Below are 19,800 nucleotides of genomic sequence, written 5' to 3'. Positions count from 1 at the left end.
TGGCCGCCGTCGCGGAAGTAGACCTCTCCCAGGACGTCCCCGGTGACTTGCTGGAGGTCGCGGTCGGTGGCGCCGGCGGCCTGGGCGTCGAGGAGCCGGGCGGCCTGTCCGGGCGGGAGCGCGAGGGTCAGGTGGCGCATCCGGGCGTCGTCGGTGGTGCCGGGAGCGGCGGTGAAACCGAATCGGGCGCGGACGTCGACCATCAGGCCGCCGGTGGTGGCGGCGGCCTTGCGCGCCCTCGCGCGGACCTGCGGCTGCCAGCGGCGCCGGACCTCGCCGGCCAGGCGGGCGGCGAGGTCGGCACGCGGGCGCCGGATCTGGTCACGGACGTAGCGCTCCACGGTGCGCTGGGAGACGCCGAGCAGCTCCGCCACAGCCTTCGTGCTGCCCTTGTGCTGGCGCACCAGGTAACGGACCTGGGCGCCCGCGGACTTCGGCATCGGGCGGGTGAACGCGCCCGCCAGCGCGCCGGTCAGGGCGTCGTCGATGCTCATCGTCGGTGTCCTCCGGAACGGTCAGGCGAAGTGGGCGGCGGCGGCGTAGGTGAACGCGTCGGCGGCATCGATGGCGGCCTCGCGGAGGGCGCCGAGGGTGGCCGGGTCCGGGGCGCCGCGCAGGGCGTAGCAGGCGCGGGCGGCGGCGTCGGCGGCCGGGGCGAGGGCGGGCGTGAGGATCGACACCAGGACGCGCGGGGCCTCGATCGCGGTCGTGACGCCGACGCCGGGGACCTCCACGGTCAGGACGTAGTGGTAGCGCATGGGTCCTCCAGATGAGGGAGCCGGGGGCAGACCGCCCCCCGGGCGAAGTAGAGGCGCTGTAAGGCGATCTGAGCGATCTTCAGCGCCCCGGACGACCAAAGAGGCTCGGGACAGGGTCCGGGGCCCGGAGATCGCCGCACAGGCGGCTTCTCGGGTCAGGTGTGAGCCATGTCGACGAACCGGGAGTAGTGGAGCTGGTGGGCGACGGTGATCCGGGCGGTGGCTCCGTTGCGGTGCTTGCCGACGATGAGGTCGACTTCGCCGGCGCGGGGGGACTCGGGCTCGTAGGCGTCGGGGCGATGCAGCAGGATCACGATGTCGGCGTCCTGCTCCAGGGAACCGGACTCGCGCAGGTCGGAGACGGCCGGGACCTTGTCGGTGCGCATCTCGGGGCCGCGGTTGAGCTGGGCGAGCAGCACGATCGGCAGGTGCAATTCCTTGGCAAGGAGCTTGATGGAGCGGCTGATCTCGGAGACTTCCTGCTCGCGGACGTCGTGGCGGCGCTTGGTGCCGCTGGTGATGAGCTGGACGTAGTCGATGACGATGAGCGCGAGGCCGGGCACGCGGTGCTTGAGGCGGCGGCACTTGGCCTGGATCTCGGGCAGGGAGCGGGCAGATTCGTTGACGTACAGCTCGGATTCGCCGTAGCGCTTCGCGGCCGGGGCAAGCTTCTTCCACGCCTCGTCGTCCAGGTGGCCGGAGCGCAGGTGGTGCAGGCCGACCAGCGCTTCGGCGGACAGCGCGCGCAGGTTGAGCTCGTCCACGCTCATCTCCAGCGTGAGGAACGCGGCCGGCCGTCCGGCGCCCTCGATCGGCTGCCCGGCGCCGTTGCGCGGCATGGTGCAGGCGCGGGCGAAGTCCATGGCCACGGTGGACTTTCCGTGTCCGGGGCGCCCGGCCACGATGATGACCTGGCCAGGCTGCCAGCCCTGGGTCAGGGCGTCGAGGTCAGCGAAGCCGGTGGGGACGCCAGTGATGCCCGTGCGGGAGCCGGCGGCCTCGATGGCGTCGAGAGTGGCGCCGAGGGTGTCGCGCGGAAGGCGGAAGTCGTCATCCCGGCCGCCCCGGGCCTCGACCACACCGGCGATCTCGGCGGCGGCCGCGGCGGCGATCTCGTCGGTCTCGCCCTCCCCGGAGTAGCCCATGGCGACGATCCGGGTACCGGCCTCCACCAGGCGGCGCAGCACCGCCTGTTCGCGAACCTGCTCGGCGTAGAAGGTCGCGTTCGCGGCGGTGGGCACCGACTGCACCAGGGTGTGCAGGTACGAGGCGCCGCCGACGCGGTCCAGCTCGCCGCGCTTGCGCAGCTCGCTGCCGACCGTGATCGGGTCGATCGCTTCACCCCCGCGCTTGCGGAGGTCGAGGATCGCACGGTGGATCGTCTGGTGCGCGGGCTTGTAGTAGTCCTCGGCGTGCAGGACGTCGGGGACCTCGATGACCGCGTCCTCCGCCAGCAGCATGCTGCCGAGGACGGCTTGCTCGGCGTAGATGTCGTCCGGCCGGCCGCCGGGCGGGATCCGCTCCAGGGAGCGGCGGCGGTCCTGGTCGTCGTCGGCCCAGTCGGGCTCGGCGGGGATGGTCTGGCTGGGTACGCTCACGGTGGTCCTTCGTGGATCATGCGGCCGCCGGGGCCTGGCGAGGATTTCCGGCGGCCGCGCTGCGTGTACGGGTGTCAGATAGTGGGCTTGCGCAGGCTGGCCAGCATCGCCGCGACGTCCGGGGGCGGAGGCACCGGCTTGTAACCGGGATCGGCGGCGGGCACCGGCCCGGGACCGCTACCGGAGCCCTGGGCGGGGATGCCGGAGCCGGAAACGGCCTGGAACAAGGGCAGGTTGGGGATCCGGTCCCGCAGCAGCAGCCGGTACGGGCTGGTCACACCGGTAGGCCGGGCGCCGACGTGCGCGGCCAGCAGCCGGACGTCCACCTCATGGATCGACGGCCACCCCTGAGCCTCCATGGCCTCCAGCAAGTGCGGGGCCAGCCGCTCGGCATTCGGCCGCCCCTGCGTCCAGGGCGCGGGCATCCGCTGGAGGAAGTGCGACGCAGCCTTCAGGTCCTCGGCCGCGAAGTGCTGGGTGGGCACTCCCGTCTTTTCCGAGTCGGAGACTCCCTCCCCCTCCCCCTCCGGCGAAGCCGGCACGTGACCGGTGGTGTTCGTGGGGGGCTTGGGGGGGGAGGTAGTTACCTCCCCCGGGGGGTGTGGGGGGGGAGGAGGGAAACCCGGTTTTTCCGGATTCCGGCTCTGACCTGCGGAAACGTCGTCCGAGGGAAACCGGGTTTTTCCCGATTCCGCTCCGGAACCGGGAAAAACCCGATTCCGGCTCTGACCAGGCGAAACAGGGTTTTTCCCGGTTTCCCTCACAGGGGTGACGTTCGGAACCGGGTTTTCCCCGATTTCGCTGCTGACCTGCAACAACGCGGCAGTGCCCGCTGTGACGTACTGGGGGTTGTTGGCCGGGTTCCGGTACGCCCGGTAGCGCCACTCGGGACGCTTCGTCTCGGGGTTGTAGACGGATCGGCGGAGCACGTGGCCAGCCTTCGTCAGCCGCTTGGCGATCACTTCGAACCGGTCGATGCTCATCTTCCAGCCGCGCGCCCGCATGCCTGCCGCGAGCGCCTTGGCGGTCGCCTGGGCGTCCGGAGGGAGGAGCAGCAGGTCCGCCAGTACCCCGATGTCCTCGGGCTGGAGTTCCGGGTTCTGCACCACGGGCCGGGGCAGGACGGCTTCCTCCGGAAGCTCCTGTGCCCGCTCGAAGACGCTGTCGCCGAAGGAAGTCATCACAGCTCACCTCCCGCGCGCGAGATGATCCCGTGCCTGCACAGGAAGTCGACGGCGGCGGCCACATCGTCCAGGCTCACCGGGCCACCTCCGGCACGTTGAAACCGGGGCGGTGTGGCGTGTCGCGCTGTACATCTCGTACGCTCAAGAGGAGCGCACCTCACCTTCGATCTCGTGTGCTTCGGCCGGCTTCTCGGGCTCCACCCCGGACCGGCCCCGCAGGCCCGCCGCGAGGCGGGCCTGTTGTGGTTCTGGGGCCCCTCATGCTGGGTGCATGAGCAGCCGCGATTCCTAAGACCCTGCCGGGCCCCAGGGACGTCGTTATCGCAGGGAGCTCATCCACCGCAGGATCGTCGGTCCGTTGGTGATCTTCACGGCGACCTCGACCACCCGGTCATCGGCGAGATACACCGTGCGGACCACCTGGGTAACCGGGATGTCACCGGCGACGGTCAAGCCGAGAGCGCGCTTCTCCGCCTCGGTCGCGTGCCGTGAGGTGACCTCTTCAAGGACGTGGTCCTGGGCGGCGCCGAGGCGTTCGGCCGCGAGTTCGCGTGAGGCGCCTGTCGACACCGGCTCTGCCAGCTCGGGTGTCACAGCCACGACGTACGCGGGGTAGTACGAGCTGCTGAAGTGGATCGGCACGCCACCGCGGCTTACGACTCGCCGACGCACGTGGACCGGTGTGCCGGGGGGAACGTCAAGGCGGGGTGCGACCAGTTCGTCTGCTCCGACCGTGCCGACCTCGAGGATTCGGGACGACTCCCCTCCGCCGAGCGCCTTACCAGTGGAGGCGTGCAGGGCCACGCGAGCTTGGATGTTGTTACTGATGGGGCCCGCCACGACGGTACCGACGCCGGCCTTAGGGAGCGTCAGTCCTTCGATCTTGAGCACCCGGAACGCCCTGTTCACGGTGGTTTGCGCAACGCCGAAGCGCTCGCCGACTTCCCTCATCGAGGGCATGGTGTCGCCTGGCTTAAGGACACCGTCCTGGATCTGCTGGCGGTAGTGCGCCGCGATCTCTGCGTATCCGACTGTCTGAGCCATCTCCGTCTCTCCTCTCTGATGACTCGGGCCGCCTCGCCATCGAGTGCAGCGCTATACGCAGAAGCCTAAGCCACGTAGACACGCAGCGCTAGCACTAGCGCTGCGTGGCGCTAGTGGTCTACCTTGTTCCCGGGACGCCTCCCCTCCGGCCTCGGAGAAGGGGGAGCCCCATGCGCTGACCTGCGGAAACGTAGCGAGATGGCCTAGTGCAGTACTAGGCATCTCGGCGCGGAGGACGGGCCCCGTCCCCAGCGATGTCGGACACCCCGGGGCGCCGGAGAGGCACTCCACCGCACGAAACGCCCGGACGGCCGTGTGATGACGGCCGGAAGGAAGCGCTGGTTACTTGAGAACTCCATATGGGACATCCCGGGAACTACGACCAGCCCCGTCCTCCGCACATCGCGGGGGCGCGGTGAGTCCTCTGGGCCCCGGCCCCGTCCGCAGGGTGATGCGGACCACCAGCCCGCAGGTGAGATGCGGGACAGGCAACGGCGACAAGCCAGCCCTGCCGCGCAGGCAGCTTCCGAAGCACCTTTTCCCCTGCCGCCCTCACGGGCGGACAAGGGATCCGACCGCGCGGTGAGACAAGGGCGAAGATCGCGGCCCCGTAGAGCAGCACGACCGGTGCAACTCCGGTCCGGGGTACTGCGGCACTTACGTGCCGCGCGGAGCCGGGCAACGCCCGCTCCGCCAACAGCGACGGCCCCGGGGGGTGAGAGCCCCGAGGCCGTCCGAGTCCTGTGTGGAGGACCCATGATCAGCATGGCATGCCCCCGTCCGACCCTCGGCATCGAGGTCCCGCCGGCCGCGTCGGTACAGCGCCTGGTGGCGCTGCTCGACGACATGACCGCCGAGGGCGACGCCCGCGCCGAGCGCGCAGGCCGCCGCGCCCGACGCACGCTCCAGGAGATGGCCCCCGGCTACACCCGGCAGCCGGTGCTCACCCTGTACCGCCCGGCAATGGCCAACGACGCGTGCCCCCTGTGCACGCGGTGGTCGTGCGACGGAACGAACTGCCCGGCGGGCGCCGCCCCGGCACCCACCGCCGCCGCGACGGTCGCGGCCGCCTCCGGTCAGTGCCAGCACTGCGGCGCCTGGTTCGAGGACTGGAACGGCGGCACCTGCGACGCCTGCCGCATGGCCGGGCGCTGACCGTGCCCGACGACCTGCACCAGCGCTACCAGCGCGCCGCGTCGGCCGTGCGCTCCCACGACGCCGAGTGCCCGACCTGCACCGCGACCACGCGGTGTCAGGCCGGGGCCCGGCTGTGGGAGAGCTTCACCCGGCTCCAGGACGCCTATCTCAACCGCAACCGCCGCTAGAAGGAGCGGCTTCCGCTTCGACTGACCGCGTCTGCCGCTTGCCTGACCCGCACGGCCCCGCCCTCCGCCAGGGCAGGGCCGTGCGGCGTCCAGGGGAACCGGACAGACCGGCTCCGAACACCGAGGGAGAAACCGTGACCACGCTCTACCACTTCGTTCTGACGCTTCAGCTCCCGACGCCGACCGGCATGGACGTGAAGACATGGTCCTCGACCGCCAACGTCCCGCCGGGCCGGGGCCGCTACGACGTCTACAAGGACATTCGCGCCACGCTCACGGCCGATGCGCCCGAGTGGGCCCGCGCCAACGTCCTGCACTGGTCGTTGGAGCTCGACGAGCTGCCCCACGCCGCGCCGTCGGCCCCTCCCGCGCCCACCACCGAGGCGGGCCCGTCCGGGACCCCGGTGCGCGGCCAGGTGCCGCGTCAGCGCTGACACTCCCCCGACCCCCAGGACCCGCCGACGTCCCTCGCGCCCGGAATGTGCGAGGGACGTCGGCGGCCAGCCCTCAGAGTAGGAGACTGCACGTGATCCGATTCGGCACAACCCGCCACGAGGACGACGACGCGCCCGCCGGGCGGGTCTGGAGCTGGCGAGACGTCGTCCTCGCCGTACTGGGAGCGGTGACGCTCGGCGTCGCCGTCCTGTCCGTCGTCGTCAGCTACAAGATCCTTGAGCCCCCCTTCGGCGCCTGGGCCTACGCGATGGTCGGTGCGCTCGACGCCCTGTGGGTCGTCGTCACGGGCGCGGAGATCCTCGCGGGCAACAACCGCAGGCGTGCGGCCCGTGCACAGCGCGCGGGACTCGTCCTAACGGCCGTGCTCACGGCCATGCCGACCACCGACCTGATCATGCACGGCAACGGTCACTTCGACCTGGCCATGGTCCTCACCCCGATCGCGATCGTCGCCACGAAGGTGGCGTGGTGGCTCACCCTGCCCGCGCTTGGCCGGCGGGTGTCCGAGGCCACCCGCAAGAAGCTCGCCGACAAGCGGCAGAAGGTCGCCGACCGGCTGGAGGTGATGACGGCCGAGGCCGCGCACCGCATCGAGCTCCTGGCCGTCGCCACCGACCTGGAGCAGCAGGTGGCCGAGGCCGAGACGGCCTACCGCAAGGCCGTGCTGGCGAGCCGTCAGCGCACCGCCCTGGAGCTCCACGCGCAGGCGCAGGCCACCGAATCCACCCTCGCGAAGAAGCTGCTCCCCGCGTCCGTGGCGGCGATCCGCCTCCCGGACCTCGAATCCTGGGACCCGCTCGCCGCCCTGCCCGGCACGGAGCTTTCTGCGACCGTTACGCAGGTCAGCGCCCTGCCGCCGTCGACCGGCACGCAGGGCGGCACGGAGGGCGTGCCGGACGGCGGCACGGCGGCACGGCAGGCGGCACACGCCGCTGCTCTCGCCGACCTCGCGGCCGTCGCGGGTGTCAGCGTACCGGTGCCGGGCGAGCCGCTGACGGATGCGCAGATGGGCGTGGTCCTGCGTCACCTGCGCTACAGCGACGACCCGCCCCTGTCCTACCGGCAGGCCCGCGACCAGTACCGCGCCGCCGGATTCGTCGGCAGCGAGGAGCGGATCCGCCAGGTGTGGGGGGAGCTGCGCTCCAAGGAACCGGCTGGCCACCGCGGCGGGGCGTCCGTGGCGGCCGAGGAGACGTCCGAGGACGCCGACGAGGAGCCCGAACCCGCCGTCTGATCTGACAGATTCCGGCACCACCGATGCAGCCAAGACGGCCCGGTCGTCTTGGCTGTGTCGCGACTGCCGGACCATGCAGTCGACCCCGGCGCAGACCCGGCGAGCGTCTGGCGAGCGATACGCACGCAGACCCCGGCGCAGACCCGGTGAGCACCACAAACCCCAGCAGGCATGTCCGTAACGAGAGTTACCCTGCGTGCCCGCGTCACTACGAAGGAGAAGGACTCCAGGACAGTGAGCAAGACAAAGGCGAAAGCCCAGGAGGAAGACATGTGGGGGCAGGCCGCCGGCGCCATCGGCGGCCTGGTCATCGTCTTCGCCGTCCTGGCCGCCATCAAGGACAAGCTCGGCTTATCGTGGCCCGCCACGCTGCTCGTGACCGCCGGCGCCCTCATCGGCCTCGGATACGGCGTGTGGAAGGCCCGCACGGTCCTCGTGCGGCGATGGGCCGAGGCGGGCACCCCGGCCGCCTCCCAGCCGGGGAAGGCCGCCGAGGCCGACGAGGACGGCCAGGTCGAGGCCGAGGCCGTGCCGGTGCACCCGGAGCTCACGGCGGCGCTCATCACGGCCGGCATCATCGGCAAGGATGAGGTGATCCGCGCCGACGAGGCCAGGATCAGCGAGGCCGCGAATGCCACGGTCTACGACTTCCTTGTGCCGCCCGGCAAGACGTTCGTGGACGTCCAAAAGAAGTTGGACACTCTGGCCGGTGTGCTCGGCGTGACCCGGATGCACATGAAACTGGAGCGCAGCCGCGACACCGAACGCCGCGTGAAAATGCTCAAGCTCCACGAGCCGCCGTTCACGCAGCCTTTCCCGGCACCGACCCGGCGAGAGATCGAGACGTTCGCCGGTGTCCCTTTCGGTCACGAGGTCACCGGTGAACTGGGCGGTGTGCCGAGTTTTGAGCGGGCGTCGCTGATCGTCGCCGGAATGACCCAGATGGGCAAGACCACGCTCGTCAACGGGCTGATTGCCTGTCTGCTGATCGCCTACCGGGAATTCGACCTGTATCTCCTCGACGGCAAATTCTGCGGGCTGACTCGGTTCGAGAAGATCGCCACTCGTTATGAGTCGTCCGACGATCCGGCCGTCCTGGAAAGCATGGTCGATGAACTGAACGACCGAGCCGACGCCCGCTATATGAAATCCAAGGAGGCGATCCGCGCACGGATGCCCGCTCCCACTTTCAAGCCGGTCTTCTTCATCGTCGACGAAGCGGCCGACTTCTTCACCCACGACGGCTCTAGGGAAGGGGCGGAGAACGCCCGGCGCATCACGGAGAAGACGCGGTCTCTGGTGTCGAAAGCACTGGAGTCCGGCATTGCCTCGGTGCTGCTTACTCAGCGCCCCTCGGACAATGCGATTCCCGTGAAAGTGAGGGACCAGTTCCTCTATCGGCTGTGCCTGTATGTGGCATCGTCCGGGACCGCAAAGGTCGCCCTTGGCGACACGTATTTCGAAACGGTCGCACCGATCAACCCCGCACTCCTCGACCCGAACATCAAGGGTCAGGGCGTGCTCTACGCCAACGGCGTCTCCACGCTCCTGCGCGGATTCAACTTCTCCGACGAATTCATCTGGCAAATCGTGGACGAAGTCTACGACCGGAGAAAGCCGGTAGAAGTGGAGAAGGCGCCGCTCTCTCCGCTGGAGAAAGCAATCGAGATGATGCGTGCTGCGGGAGTCGACTTCATGCCCACGGCCGATCTGGCGCCTGCATTCGGGATCACGGAAAAGGACGCCTTGCAGCAAGGGCAGAAGCTCGGCGCCCTATTCGGCGGCAAGGTCAAGTCGTACCGCCCCCAGGGGGCGAATCGCGGCTACCGGCTGGCCGACCTCGAAGCGGTCGCCAGGGCCGAGCTGTGACCGGCATCGAGACCGGCCGAGGACCGGCGGACGACCGGCGAGGGACCGGCAGCCGGCCGGACCGCCCGCCGGTCCGACCGGCTGCCCTGCCGGTCGCCTGCCGGTCGCCTGCCGGTCGCCATGCCGGTCCTGACCAGCGAAAACACCATCACAGGCAGTGAGGGGGGAAGTATCCCGTGAGAGGCACAACGCCCGTCGCAATCGGCGTCGGGGCCACCGCGGTGGTCATCGTCGCCGCGCTCGTCCAGGGCAGCGGCTCCGGCCCGAGGGGAGCGGCGCTGAGCGTGGCCGTCCCGGCCCAATACCAGAGCCTGGTCGAAAAGGCCGGAAATACCTGCCCCGAGGTCAGCCCGAATCTTGTCGGCGCGCTCCTGTACCAGGAATCGAAGTTTAATCCGCGAGCAACGTCGCCCGCTGGTGCGCAGGGAATCGCGCAGTTCATGCCGTCGACCTGGGAAAGTCACGGGATCGACGCAAACGGCGACGGGAAGCGCGACGTCTGGGACCCCGAGGATGCCATCCCCTCTTCGGCGAAGTACCTGTGCACAATCGCCAAAGAGGTGAAAGACGTTCCCGGAAATCCGCAGAACAACATGCTCGCCGCCTACAACGCAGGAAGCGCCACCGTCCGCAAACACGGGGGCGTCCCTCCCATCCGGGAGACGCAGAACTATGTTCGCGCTATCAGCGCGAACATCGAGAGCTCCGGCGGAGCCACGAGCGCGCAGCAGGGATATACCGTCATCGAGGCGGCCGAGTCGATGCTCGGCACACCGTATTCGTGGGGTGGCGGAAATGCCAGCGGCCCCAGTACGGGAATCTGCTGCTCGCCCAACGGAAGTTCGGGACAGTCGATTGTCGGTTTCGACTGCTCCGGTCTCGTGGTCTACGCCTACGCCAAAGCCGGAATCAGCATGCCGCGCACCGCTGCTCAGCAGTACGCCGCATCCGAGCCGGTAAAGCCGGGGCATGTCCGCCCCGGGGACCTGGTTTTCTACGGGCCCAGTGCAGCCGCTATTCACCACGTCGCCATCTACGTCGGCGGCGGGTGGATCATCGAGGCACCCCGACCCGGCGCCCAGGTCCGCTACGCCCTTATGGACACGATGTCGGATTTCTACGACGTCGCCCGCCCCGTTTCCCGTCACAGCAAGGAGATCTGAAATGCCGAAGAACATCACCCTCGCCAAGCCGATCGACATGTCCGGCGGCTTCACCGACTTCTTCCAGACCATCGGTCTGACCGGTACCGGGCTGGTCACCAAGGCCGTCGCCGCCGTTATCGCGGTCGTCGCGATCCGGATGATGCTTCAGATCCCGGGCAACCCGAAGTCCGCGCTCCAGAAGGGCGGGGCGGCGATCGGCACGCTTTTCGTCGCGGTGATTCTCGCGCTTTACGGCGACCAGCTCTTCTCGACCGTGACCACCGCGAAGGGATGAGCCGATGCCCGACACGCCGCGCCCCGATTCGTGCCACCTGATCAGGGGGCAGGCCCGCCCTTTCTGCGAGGGCACCGTGCCCGAGCCGAGGGACCCGATGACCAAGGGTCCGATCGGTGACGCCGCCGACGAGGTCAAGAGGCTCGCCCACGACCTCATCCAGACCCTCACGGATCTTCTAGCGCCCAAGGAAGCCTGGGCGCCGGCCCAGGCGGACAACGCGCTGTACGCGCCGTTTCTCTGGCTCGGGCAGCATCTGGCCATCGCGATCTTCATGTGCGTGGTGGTGGTGTGCGGTCTGACGGCCTGGCAGGGCTCGCCCCGGCTGCGGCAGATGGGAGCGTCCACGGGATGGACGCTGGCGGCGGTCGCGGGCATGGCGTCCGTGCCCGGGATCGTCATGCTGCTCAACCGGGCGGTGAGCTCAGCGTTCACCGCAGCGTTCAGCAGCAACGAGGGCACCTTGTTCGGGGCGATCGAAGCGGACCTGGAGAAGGAGGCCGGCCACCCGCTGTCGGTGCTCATCATCGTCAGTGCGCTGGTCGTCGCCCTCGCGTTCGCGGCGCTCGTGTTCATGACCCGTCAGCCCGGGATGATCGTCTTCGTGTGCATCGCCCCCCTCGTGCTGGCGTCGCTGGCGCGAGGGGGCGACATGGACGCGGTCAAGCGGTGGGCACAGCGGCTGCTCGGCCTGCTGTTCGCGCCGTTCGCGCTGCTCATCGCCGCTCCTTTCGTGCCGCTGGTCAAGGGCAGCGTGATCATGGACGGCGTGCTGCTGGTCGCGTGTGACGCGCTCATGCTGCGGATGATTTTTCACGGGGTGCCCTACTTCGGGCCCCGCATCGCACGTGCGGCGCGGGCGGTGGTCGAGCAGCGCACCTCGAGCCCCATCGCTCATGCGGTGGTGCGCGCCGGTGCCCCGGACGTGTACGAGCGGGAGGACATCCCGCGCGGCCCGCGCACCGTGGATACCCCCGGGCGGGCGATGGGCCAGGACCGGGGCGTCCTGCTCGCCGCCTACGGCGTACGGCAGCAGCCGCGCCCCGGTCGGCTCACCGCGGATTCCGCCGCCGCGCAGGTTCGCGAGGGCGCCGCCCGCGCCGCACAGCTCCACCAGGCTCGGCGCGACGCCCGCGCCGCACAGCCTCCCGCACCCCCGGCGCCCCGGGGGCCGGCTGCGGGTGTGCAGCAGGCGCCGACCCGGCCGCGCCCCGCCCGCCCGGCCGGGCCGCCGCCGCAGCAGCCGTAGCCGCACCCGCAATTCCCGGTGGCCGCCCGCACACGTGGGCGGCCACCCCCCTTTGACCTCCAGGAGGACCCGCCATGTACTCCCTGACCCCGGGCTATCGCATCCCCGCCGTCCAGCGGGGACTCAGCCCCGCCGAGACCCTGTTGACGAAGCTGACCGCCGGGGCCGGGGGCGCCGTGCTCGCCTCCGCGCTGCTCGCCCCGCCGCCGCCCTGGACGCTCGGCGCGGTCGGCGCCGCCGTCGCCGTCATCAACCTGGCCCCCGGGCCCCGCTCGCTGGGCCGGTGGGCGGCGGTCGGCGTCCGGCACCTGACCGAGCGCACCGCCCCCGCGTCGGCGACCGACCGGCCCGGGACGACCGCCACGTGGGGCCTCTACCCGCACCACGGCACCATGCAGAGTGCGACCGCCCGCGCCGAGTGGCACATGGCTTTCAGCCGTGCGTTGACGTTCGCAGGCGGGCAGGCCCGTGAAGCGGGCGTTCAGGTCCACGTCACCCACCACGCCACCGTGCGTGCCTGCACCACCCACACCCAGACGCTCTCGGTCCACATCCCCAAGGGACTGGCCGGTGACCCGGACCGGATCCTGGCCACCCTCGGGGATGAGTTCGGCCGGCTCGGCACCCTGCGGCCGCTCACCCCGGACCCGGCCCCGGTGGTGACCGGGCGGGGGCCCGGATGGGTCGCCCTCGACGACGGCCGGCACGCCGCGACCGCGCGCATCACCGCATGGCCCGACCAGACCGGTGACGACCTCATGGCGCGCCTGCTCCTGGGCCAGGACACCGACCGGTCCCTGGCCGTGCTCTACCGGCCGCTCTCGGCGGCGCAGTCCCGCCGCTCGGCGAAGTGGCAGACAGCCGCGGCCGGCGCGTTCACCACCGACAAGGTCAAGCAGGACGCGCACGAGCTGGCGAGCGGCACGACACACGGCGCGCTCGTCCAGGGCGCCGCCCTCGTCGACATCGACGCCTACCTCACGGTGTGGGGCGACAGTCCCGAGGCCGTGACCGAGGAGCGGCGACGGGCCGCCCTGGTCGCCGACCGCCACCGGCTCGGCCTGGACTGGTTGCCCGGCCAACAGCACCGCGCCCACCTGATGACCACCCCGCACGCAGCTTCCACCCGGAAGGGCATGATCCTGTGATCCGTCTCCCCTCGACGCTCGCCGCGATCACCGCGCCGCTCGTCGCCTCCGACACCGCCTTTCCCGGCGTCCGGGTAGGCCGCTCGCTGCTCGACGGCCGCGAGTTCCGCCTCTCCCCCGTCCTCGTCCCCACCGCGCTGCTGCCCTCCACCAACTCGCTCGCGCTGGGCGGTCTCGGCTCGGGGAAGTCGTCGACGGCCAAGGCCCGCATCCGGCGCGAAATCCTCGAGCACGACCACCAGGCCGTCGTCATCGACTCCTTCGGCGAGAGCGGCACCTCGGGGGAGTGGGCGCCGCTCGTCCGCTCCCTCGGCGGCCGGGTCATCGAAGCCGGCTCCTTCACCCTCAACCCGTGCTCGCCGCTGCTGCCCCGGGAGGTACGCGAGGAGCTGCTCCGGTCGCTGGTCGCCGCCGTCGAACCGGCCGCCCTCACCACGCAGTCCACCCATGCTCTTCAGCACGCGCTGAACCACCCCAAGGCGACCGCGCTGGGCGGCCTGGTCGACGCACTGGTCAGTCCGGAAGACGGCCGGTGGCCGGCCGCCCGTCTGGCCGAGTGGGGCGAGGACGTCGCGATCGCCCTGTCCCGCTACACCGAGGGCTCACTCACCGGTCTCTTCGACGGCCGGGACGCTGGTCTTCCCGAGACCGACCAGGCCATCACAAGCTTCGACTTCACCCGCCTCGACCGGAATTCTCCGGCGATCCCGTCGCTCATGGCTGCGATCGCGTGCTGGGTCGAGCACGTGTGGCTGCCGCAGTCGACGGCCGTGCACCGGCACTTTGTGCTGGAGGAGGCGTGGCAGATCCTGCTGTCACCCGCTACCGCGAGGCTGATTCAGCGGCTGCTGAAGAACTCCCGTAAGGCGGCGCTGAGCATGGACGTGGTGATGCACACCCTGTCCGACCTCGGCGAGGGCGCGGCGCGAGACCTGGCCCGGCTGTGCGAGGTCGCCCACGTCGGGCGCCTCGGTCCCGAGGAGGCCGCCGCCGTCGGCGCCATCCTCGGCCTGCCCGCCTGGGCCATCGCCGAAATCCCGACCCTCGCCCCCGGGCAGGCCATTTGGAAGGTCGGCCCCGGGTACGTCGACATCATCGAGACCGTCCTCGACGCCGACGAAATCGCGCTCACCGACACCTCGACCCGGCGCCGCGCCGCACAGCAGGCACACGCCATCGAGGAGGACCCCGGCCCCTACGCCGATGACCTCGACCTCGACCTCGACCTCGACGAGGAGCACGACCAGGAGCACGACGACCAGGACGAGGACGCGGACCAGGACCACGGCCTCGACCTGCTGCTCCCGGACGAGGACGAGCCGGACGAGGACTACGGGTGGGACTGGGAGATGCCGCCGACCGTGATCGACCGCCGGCACCACGACGTCATCCGGGCCGCCCAGGAGGGCCGGTGCAATGAGGCCGCGCAGCTCGCCGCGATCGGGGAGCGCGAGGACATCACCGCGCACGGCATCCTGTCGGATCAGGCCGTCTCGTGGCTGGAGACCCGCGCCCGGGTGGCGGATCTGTGCGGAAGCCCCGACCAGGCCGTCCACCTGCGCGCTACCGTCACCCGCATGGGCAAGGACCTCGATCCCGACTGGTGGCAGACCCCCGCGCCCGCGCCGACCGCTTCGGTCGGCGCGGAGCCCTACGGCGGCGCCGCTCCGACCGTACCGACCACCTCCGGCGGCCACCTGCCGCAGCAGCCGGGGGAGCCGCGCAAGCGGGTCTGGCCGTACGTCGCGGCCGTGGCCGCAACGGCGCTCACCGCAGGCGTGATCTGGCAGGGTGCCGTCGGCGAGCAGCAGCGCGAGGACCGGAAGGCCGTGGCCGCCGCGTACAAGGGCCGGTCCGGTGGTGAGGTGACCCTCGACGGGGTCAAGGTCGACGTGGTCGCGCAGTGGTCCACCTCCGGCGACCAGGTCGTCGTCCAGCTCCGTAGCTACTTCAATCGCAACGTCAGGTATCTGCGGATCGACGCGGACGGCCGGACCGTGCACAGCGCCCGGACTCCGGATCTCAACTATCCCAAGGCGCCGGAGATCGCCATCCCCGTGACCGACCCCCTGGCCGACGTGACCGTACGCGTATCGGTCGGCGGACGGACCTGGACGGAGAGCACCCGCGCGCCCTCGCGACAGATCCGCCTGTCCCCCACTGGTGTCGCCTACGACGCCGAGACCGGCACCCGCCTGCCCTCCGACATCTGACGCGGCCAGCAGCACCACTGACGGGCCCGCACCCTCCCTTGGGGTGCGGGCCCGCCGCATTCCCCAGCACCCCTCCCACGCCCCTTCCGCCCTATAAGGAGACCTCCTTGACCAGCCACGTGACCATCAGCCACGGCAGCGACTTTTTCGGCGTCGACACCATCGCCGTCACGGCACTACGCGCCCTCTCCCAGCACGTGCGCGCCGTGCTCCCCTCCGACGACCACCCGCCCCTCACGGCGATCCTCGACGACGCCGGCGAGCGCCCCCACATCCTCGACACCGCCCAGGCCGCCCTGCTCGCCGTGCTCCTGCACCGCGCGGCCGCGCACCGCAAGCTGCCGCGACAGTGCCGTGACGTCGCCACCCTCCTGGGCATCGCCGCCGCCACCGCCGCTACCGACACGACCCCCTGGACCTGGACCCCGACCACCGAAGGACACCCCCGATGACCACCACCCCGCCCCCCGCCTCCACGGCTGACCGCGTCACCGCCGCCCTGGCCGCCGTCCTCGCGGAGATCACCCGCACCGACGGCAAAGCGGGCGCGCTGCTCACCGCGCTCGGTCTGCCCCTCGCCGTCCTGGTCGCGGTACTGCCCGGCGGCGCCTTATCCGGCCCGGCGGCCGTCCTCGCCGCTCTCGGCGCGGTCGGCCTGCTCGCCGCCATGCTCACCGTCCTCGCCGTCATCCGGCCCCGGATCACCAAAGCCCTGCCCGGCAGCTACCTGCACTGGGCCGGCTGCACCCCCGAGGAACTCGCCTCCGACCTCGCCGCCGATCCGGTCCACCACGCCGCGCAGGTCATCCACCTGTCCCAGATCGCCGTACGGAAGTACAAAGCCCTGCGCCTCGCCGCCGACCTCGCCCGCGCCGCTCTCGTCCTCCTCGCCGCCGCCCTCCTCGTCGGTGCCCTCGTATAGGGTCACGCCCAGCCCGCGCCGATATGGCGTGCGCGGGTGAGGCCCGGCGCCCAGGCTGCGTTCTGGGGGCAGTACCGCCGGGCCGCCCAGACTTTGGGGCGTTCCGGGGTGCCCCAGCCGGGGCACGCTGTTCGTTGGCAGACATAGGCAGCGGCCGCTGCCGCCCGTATCGATCCGGGCGGCAGCGGCCGCTTTCGCGTTCCTGGGCTGGGTGGCTGCGGCGGCTAGTTCCCGGCCTTCGGAGTGCTGAGGGCGCGTTCAAACGCGTCCAGTTCTTCACGCACGCTCTGACATAGCGCGAGTGCCTTCACAGGGTCGGTTGCTGCGAGCCGCTTGAGCCGTGGCAGGTTCAGCAGGGCAGACGAAGTCAACGCCTGTGGCGCGGCGTCGGGGGAGGCTGGTTCCGGGGGGCCGGCCTTGTAGCGGAGCGCAACGGCCGCGTGGCGTAGTCCGCGCTCGGTGAGATCGCCTGCGGCTTCCGCCTTGCGCCAACACATGCGAACGGCCTCATCTCCGTGCTCGCGCTGCACGGAGATGAGCGGGCGCAGCGGTTGTTCCTTGAGCTGGCGCCGGGTGATGGTTGAGAGTGCCTGGACGACCGGGCTGATTCGGATGATCTTGTTCATGTAGTCGCCGCTGCGGCCGTTCAACGCGCGGCCCCAGGCGTCGAACGTCTGGTAGCCAGCCCGCCGGTACAGATCCTCATCTCGGACGATCCGGTAGGGCTCGCCCACCCAAAGTAGGTACTGCTGGGTGATCCGCTCGGTTGCCAACTCGGTTTCGCGTTCTGCGTGCAGGATCGCACCCTCGCAGTACGCCAGCCGTTCGTCCGGGTCGGTAGTGGCCGGCGGGGTGAAGTGTGAGACCGCAGGAAGACTATTAGTCTTTTCGTCAACCTGACGTGAAGGGGGAGGGGAAAGCTGGGCCTGGACAGTCCGCTTCTCGGGTTCGACCTCGTTGCCCACCGTGGCCGCACTCAACTGGGCCGCAATGCTTGTACGAGTACCGCCGCCGGCCGTCACGCGCCCACCGCCTTAGCGTCCGTCGCGGCCTGCGTCGGCACCGCCGCCTCTACCCCCCGCAGCCCGTGCTCCAGGGCGAAGCGGTAGAAGTCCTCGCGTGCCTGGAGCTCCACCCGGTTGGCGTTGTACTGGGTGACCACCTTGGTCGCGTTCGTGTGCACCCGGTACCGGCGGATCACCGTCTGGGCGACTGGATAGCCGTGCCTCTCGCACCACCCCCGCGTCCCGTCCACATACGCCTGACCCTCCGCTGGAGGCCAGTTGTTGATCACGATCTGGAACGGCACGCCCAGCGGCTTGAGGACCCACTCGATCGTCTGCCACGTCGGCTCGTAGCAATCCGGTTCCGTCAGCATCGGCACGATCACGTCGTCCGCCTGGGCCAGCAGGGCCCGCAGGATCCGTCCGTAGGTGTCTGTGCCCAGCGGGTCAAGACCGGTCGCCGGATTGATCTCCGCCCACCCTGGGGTGTCTACGAAGATGTGCGCGTACGGCAGGGCTTTCAAGTGCGCGATGTTCTCGACGTCCCCAGAGATGTCCAAGATGTCGAACGGCAGCTCAGCAAGTCGCGCTGCTCGCCACAGAGAGGTGCCCTGCGGGTCTGCCGATGCCACTGCCACGAAGGGACCGCCATCCGGCCGACTGCCGCGTACATCGGCGCAGACCGCGCCCATATTGAGTGAGATCAAGCTCTTACCGACGCCGCCTTTGCGGTTCATCACCAAATGGACTTTGGCCACGGGTCCTCCGTTCGCTTCACCGCCGGGCAGGCGGCTACTTCGGTTGCGGGCTCAGTCTGCCAGCTCCGGCCCGCTTGGCCGGTGTTCTGACAGGTCACAGCCTCGACCCTGTCGCATCCCTCATGGGGGTGGAAACGAGCCGTGGGCCGTGACTCGCTTCCTGCGCCGGGAAGTTGGTACGTCCATGCGACGACTGATGATCATGGGCGCGGCTGCGGCCGTGCTGCTTGTGGGTGTGACCGCGCCGTCGACCACCGCGCGCGACAGGGGCTGTTCCCGTGTCGAGACGTGGCCGGGTGACATCGCCTGCTACAACGCCCCCGACAGGCCGAAAGCGATGGTCGTAACCCTGCACATCCAGAAGGCCGGCGGCGGCCGCGAGAAGGCCCGCGCCGTCGGTATGACGGAAGAGGGCGGCGCGATCTGGGTGGAGGCGAAGAAGGGCAAGGGCAAGCCGAAGCGCGTCGCCGTCAACCGCATCGCGATCGGCAGCACCGGGCACCCGGTCGCGGGCTCCCGCCACCAGAGCCGCGGTTGGTACGTCCGGCAGAAAGGCGAGAAGGTCCGCGCGTGCATCGAGGCGAAGGCCGGCCGCTTCCGCACCTGCACGGGCTGGCACTAAGGGCTCACCGCGCCTGCGCCGCTCACAGATCGCCTGACGGCCCTTTCGCCCCGCCCGGGAGTTTCCTGGGCGGGGCGCCGTGCGTACGGGCCGCAGAACGGCGTACAGCGCCCCCAGGGGGTCAGCGCGCCGCCTGGGCGATCGGTACGAGCACCTGGCGGAGGACGGTGCCCATGCACGAAAGCGCCGAGTAGGTGTCCATCCAGATCGAGACCGGGGTGATCGGTGAGTGCCGCTGCTGCTCCAGCTCCGGCAGTCGGTCGGGGTGGTCGGCGCTGTACCGGACGAGGTAGTCCTCCAGGTCGGCGAGTGGCTCCTCGAAGGCCGCGCACATGACCTCGGCGGCGCCCAGGACGTCCTGGAGCTCCGGACGGATCTGCCCGGGGGGCGTGGAGTCGACGAGCGCGCGCACGAGCTGGCCCAGGCCGACGAGCTGTTGGAGGCGCCGCAGCAGCGGCGGCCGGTGGTCCCCGGGTATCGCTGGCGGCTCGTGCATGCTCGCCCGGACGTCCTGCGCGAGCTCGCGGGCGACCCGGGCCTCGGCCTCGGTCGGCGGCGCTGCCTCGATGTCCCACGTCTCCCAGACCGCGGCGACGGCCTCCCGCGTCGCCCGCCGGCGCTCCTCGTACGCGGTGGGCGGTAGAGGTCGAGTGCTCGACCCGTCGGTCAGCTCGTAGTCGTCCATCCGGTGACCGTACGCCGCCGCCGTCCGGGAACGGCAGGCCCGGGGGGCCGGGCCTGTCGGTGCGGGCGCCTACGGTGGGGGTGTGCCCGAGCAGCCGTCCTCTTCCGATCCCGTCCCGGTGCCGGTGACAGTGGTCCTGCCGGACCGCCAGGAGTTGCGCGCCCGCCTGTACGCGTGGCACCAGACGCCCACCGGGTGGCAGGGCGACGTGGGGGTACCGCTCTACCGCAACCGCGAGGATCACTCGGTCGAGCCGGCGGAGTACCGGGTGTGGCTGGACGCCCCCGGGCA

21 protein-coding genes and 1 pseudogene are annotated in these 19,800 nt (G+C 70.6%); 14 read left to right on the top strand and 8 right to left on the bottom strand.

Annotation, left to right across the window (positions count from 1 at the left end):
• The 5 genes from ABZ135_RS36955 to ABZ135_RS36935 all read right to left on the bottom strand — a co-directional run.
• The coding region (locus ABZ135_RS36955; protein ID WP_356702467.1) for a helix-turn-helix transcriptional regulator at positions 1-494 on the bottom strand (494 nt) is incomplete at its 3' end.
• A 21-nt stretch (positions 495-515) separates the two neighbouring features.
• The gene (locus tag ABZ135_RS36950; protein WP_356702465.1) at positions 516-758 is read right to left on the bottom strand and encodes a hypothetical protein; all 243 of its coding nucleotides are present in this window, start codon (positions 756-758) and stop codon (positions 516-518) included.
• Positions 759-913: 155 nt separating this feature from the next.
• Complete coding sequence (gene dnaB, locus ABZ135_RS36945) at positions 914-2,335, bottom strand: replicative DNA helicase (protein WP_356702469.1); 1,422 nt, start codon at positions 2,333-2,335, stop codon at positions 914-916.
• Positions 2,336-2,430: 95 nt separating this feature from the next.
• The gene (locus ABZ135_RS36940) at positions 2,431-3,537 is read right to left on the bottom strand and encodes a hypothetical protein (protein WP_356702463.1); all 1,107 of its coding nucleotides are present in this window, start codon (positions 3,535-3,537) and stop codon (positions 2,431-2,433) included.
• Positions 3,538-3,858: 321 nt separating this feature from the next.
• Positions 3,859-4,584 (bottom strand): GntR family transcriptional regulator, encoded by a 726-nt coding sequence (locus tag ABZ135_RS36935; protein WP_356702461.1) that lies wholly within the window; start codon positions 4,582-4,584, stop codon positions 3,859-3,861.
• A gap of 756 nt (positions 4,585-5,340) precedes the next feature.
• Here ABZ135_RS36935 and ABZ135_RS36930 point away from each other — a divergent pair.
• The 12 genes from ABZ135_RS36930 (at position 5,341) to ABZ135_RS36875 (ending at position 16,440) form a co-directional block, all read left to right on the top strand.
• Positions 5,341-5,739: a hypothetical protein gene (locus ABZ135_RS36930; RefSeq protein WP_356702460.1), complete on the top strand. Its 399-nt coding sequence runs from the start codon at positions 5,341-5,343 to the stop codon at positions 5,737-5,739.
• Positions 5,740-5,741: 2 nt separating this feature from the next.
• Positions 5,742-5,909 carry a hypothetical protein gene (locus tag ABZ135_RS36925; RefSeq protein WP_356702458.1) on the top strand — a complete coding sequence of 56 codons (168 nt, stop codon included), beginning with the start codon at positions 5,742-5,744 and terminating at the stop codon, positions 5,907-5,909.
• A 134-nt stretch (positions 5,910-6,043) separates the two neighbouring features.
• Positions 6,044-6,343: a hypothetical protein gene (locus ABZ135_RS36920; protein ID WP_356702457.1), complete on the top strand. Its 300-nt coding sequence runs from the start codon at positions 6,044-6,046 to the stop codon at positions 6,341-6,343.
• 92 nt (positions 6,344-6,435) lie between these two features.
• Positions 6,436-7,599 carry a hypothetical protein gene (locus ABZ135_RS36915; protein WP_356702455.1) on the top strand — a complete coding sequence of 388 codons (1,164 nt, stop codon included), beginning with the start codon at positions 6,436-6,438 and terminating at the stop codon, positions 7,597-7,599.
• Positions 7,600-7,833: 234 nt separating this feature from the next.
• On the top strand, positions 7,834-9,468 hold the full coding sequence (locus ABZ135_RS36910; RefSeq protein ID WP_356702453.1) for an FtsK/SpoIIIE domain-containing protein: 1,635 nt from the start codon (positions 7,834-7,836) through the stop codon (positions 9,466-9,468).
• 176 nt (positions 9,469-9,644) lie between these two features.
• A complete protein-coding gene (locus ABZ135_RS36905) occupies positions 9,645-10,631 on the top strand; it encodes an NlpC/P60 family protein (protein WP_356702450.1) in 987 nt (328 codons plus the stop codon).
• 1 nt (position 10,632) lies between these two features.
• A complete protein-coding gene (locus tag ABZ135_RS36900; protein ID WP_356702448.1) occupies positions 10,633-10,908 on the top strand; it encodes a hypothetical protein in 276 nt (91 codons plus the stop codon).
• Between the two features lie 4 nt (positions 10,909-10,912).
• Entirely contained in the window at positions 10,913-12,157 is a 1,245-nt protein-coding gene (locus ABZ135_RS36895; protein WP_356702446.1) for a hypothetical protein, read from the top strand.
• A gap of 74 nt (positions 12,158-12,231) precedes the next feature.
• Positions 12,232-13,305 carry a hypothetical protein gene (locus ABZ135_RS36890; protein ID WP_356702444.1) on the top strand — a complete coding sequence of 358 codons (1,074 nt, stop codon included), beginning with the start codon at positions 12,232-12,234 and terminating at the stop codon, positions 13,303-13,305.
• Positions 13,302-15,518, top strand: coding sequence for a hypothetical protein (locus tag ABZ135_RS36885; RefSeq protein ID WP_356702442.1), 2,217 nt, complete (start codon positions 13,302-13,304; stop codon positions 15,516-15,518). The genes ABZ135_RS36890 and ABZ135_RS36885 overlap by 4 nt, the downstream gene beginning before the upstream one ends.
• A gap of 107 nt (positions 15,519-15,625) precedes the next feature.
• Complete coding sequence (locus ABZ135_RS36880; RefSeq protein ID WP_356702441.1) at positions 15,626-15,970, top strand: hypothetical protein; 345 nt, start codon at positions 15,626-15,628, stop codon at positions 15,968-15,970.
• Positions 15,967-16,440, top strand: coding sequence for a Pycsar system effector family protein (locus ABZ135_RS36875; protein WP_356702438.1), 474 nt, complete (start codon positions 15,967-15,969; stop codon positions 16,438-16,440). Before ABZ135_RS36880 ends, ABZ135_RS36875 begins: the two co-directional genes overlap by 4 nt.
• Positions 16,441-16,664: 224 nt before the next feature.
• Here the strand turns inward: ABZ135_RS36875 and ABZ135_RS36870 are convergent, their stop codons facing one another.
• Positions 16,665-17,462: a hypothetical protein gene (locus tag ABZ135_RS36870; protein WP_356702436.1), complete on the bottom strand. Its 798-nt coding sequence runs from the start codon at positions 17,460-17,462 to the stop codon at positions 16,665-16,667.
• A complete protein-coding gene (locus tag ABZ135_RS36865; RefSeq protein ID WP_356702434.1) occupies positions 17,459-18,202 on the bottom strand; it encodes a ParA family protein in 744 nt (247 codons plus the stop codon). Before ABZ135_RS36865 ends, ABZ135_RS36870 begins: the two co-directional genes overlap by 4 nt.
• A gap of 184 nt (positions 18,203-18,386) precedes the next feature.
• On the opposite strand from ABZ135_RS36865, the gene ABZ135_RS36860 reads away from it, so the two are divergent.
• Positions 18,387-18,824 carry a hypothetical protein gene (locus ABZ135_RS36860; protein WP_356702432.1) on the top strand — a complete coding sequence of 146 codons (438 nt, stop codon included), beginning with the start codon at positions 18,387-18,389 and terminating at the stop codon, positions 18,822-18,824.
• Between the two features lie 121 nt (positions 18,825-18,945).
• On the opposite strand, the gene ABZ135_RS36855 is transcribed toward ABZ135_RS36860, so the two are convergent.
• Positions 18,946-19,509 (bottom strand): hypothetical protein, encoded by a 564-nt coding sequence (locus ABZ135_RS36855; RefSeq protein ID WP_356702430.1) that lies wholly within the window; start codon positions 19,507-19,509, stop codon positions 18,946-18,948.
• Positions 19,510-19,591: 82 nt separating this feature from the next.
• On the opposite strand from ABZ135_RS36855, the pseudogene ABZ135_RS36850 reads away from it, so the two are divergent.
• Positions 19,592-19,800 (top strand): annotated as a pseudogene (locus ABZ135_RS36850) (hypothetical protein); the annotation flags it as partial.

This window comes from Streptomyces sp. NPDC006339 (assembly GCF_040612775.1).
Classification (GTDB): domain Bacteria; phylum Actinomycetota; class Actinomycetes; order Streptomycetales; family Streptomycetaceae; genus Streptomyces.
The sequence above is the reverse complement of the archived record's forward strand: the minus strand, read 5'-3'. Positions and strand labels throughout refer to the sequence as shown.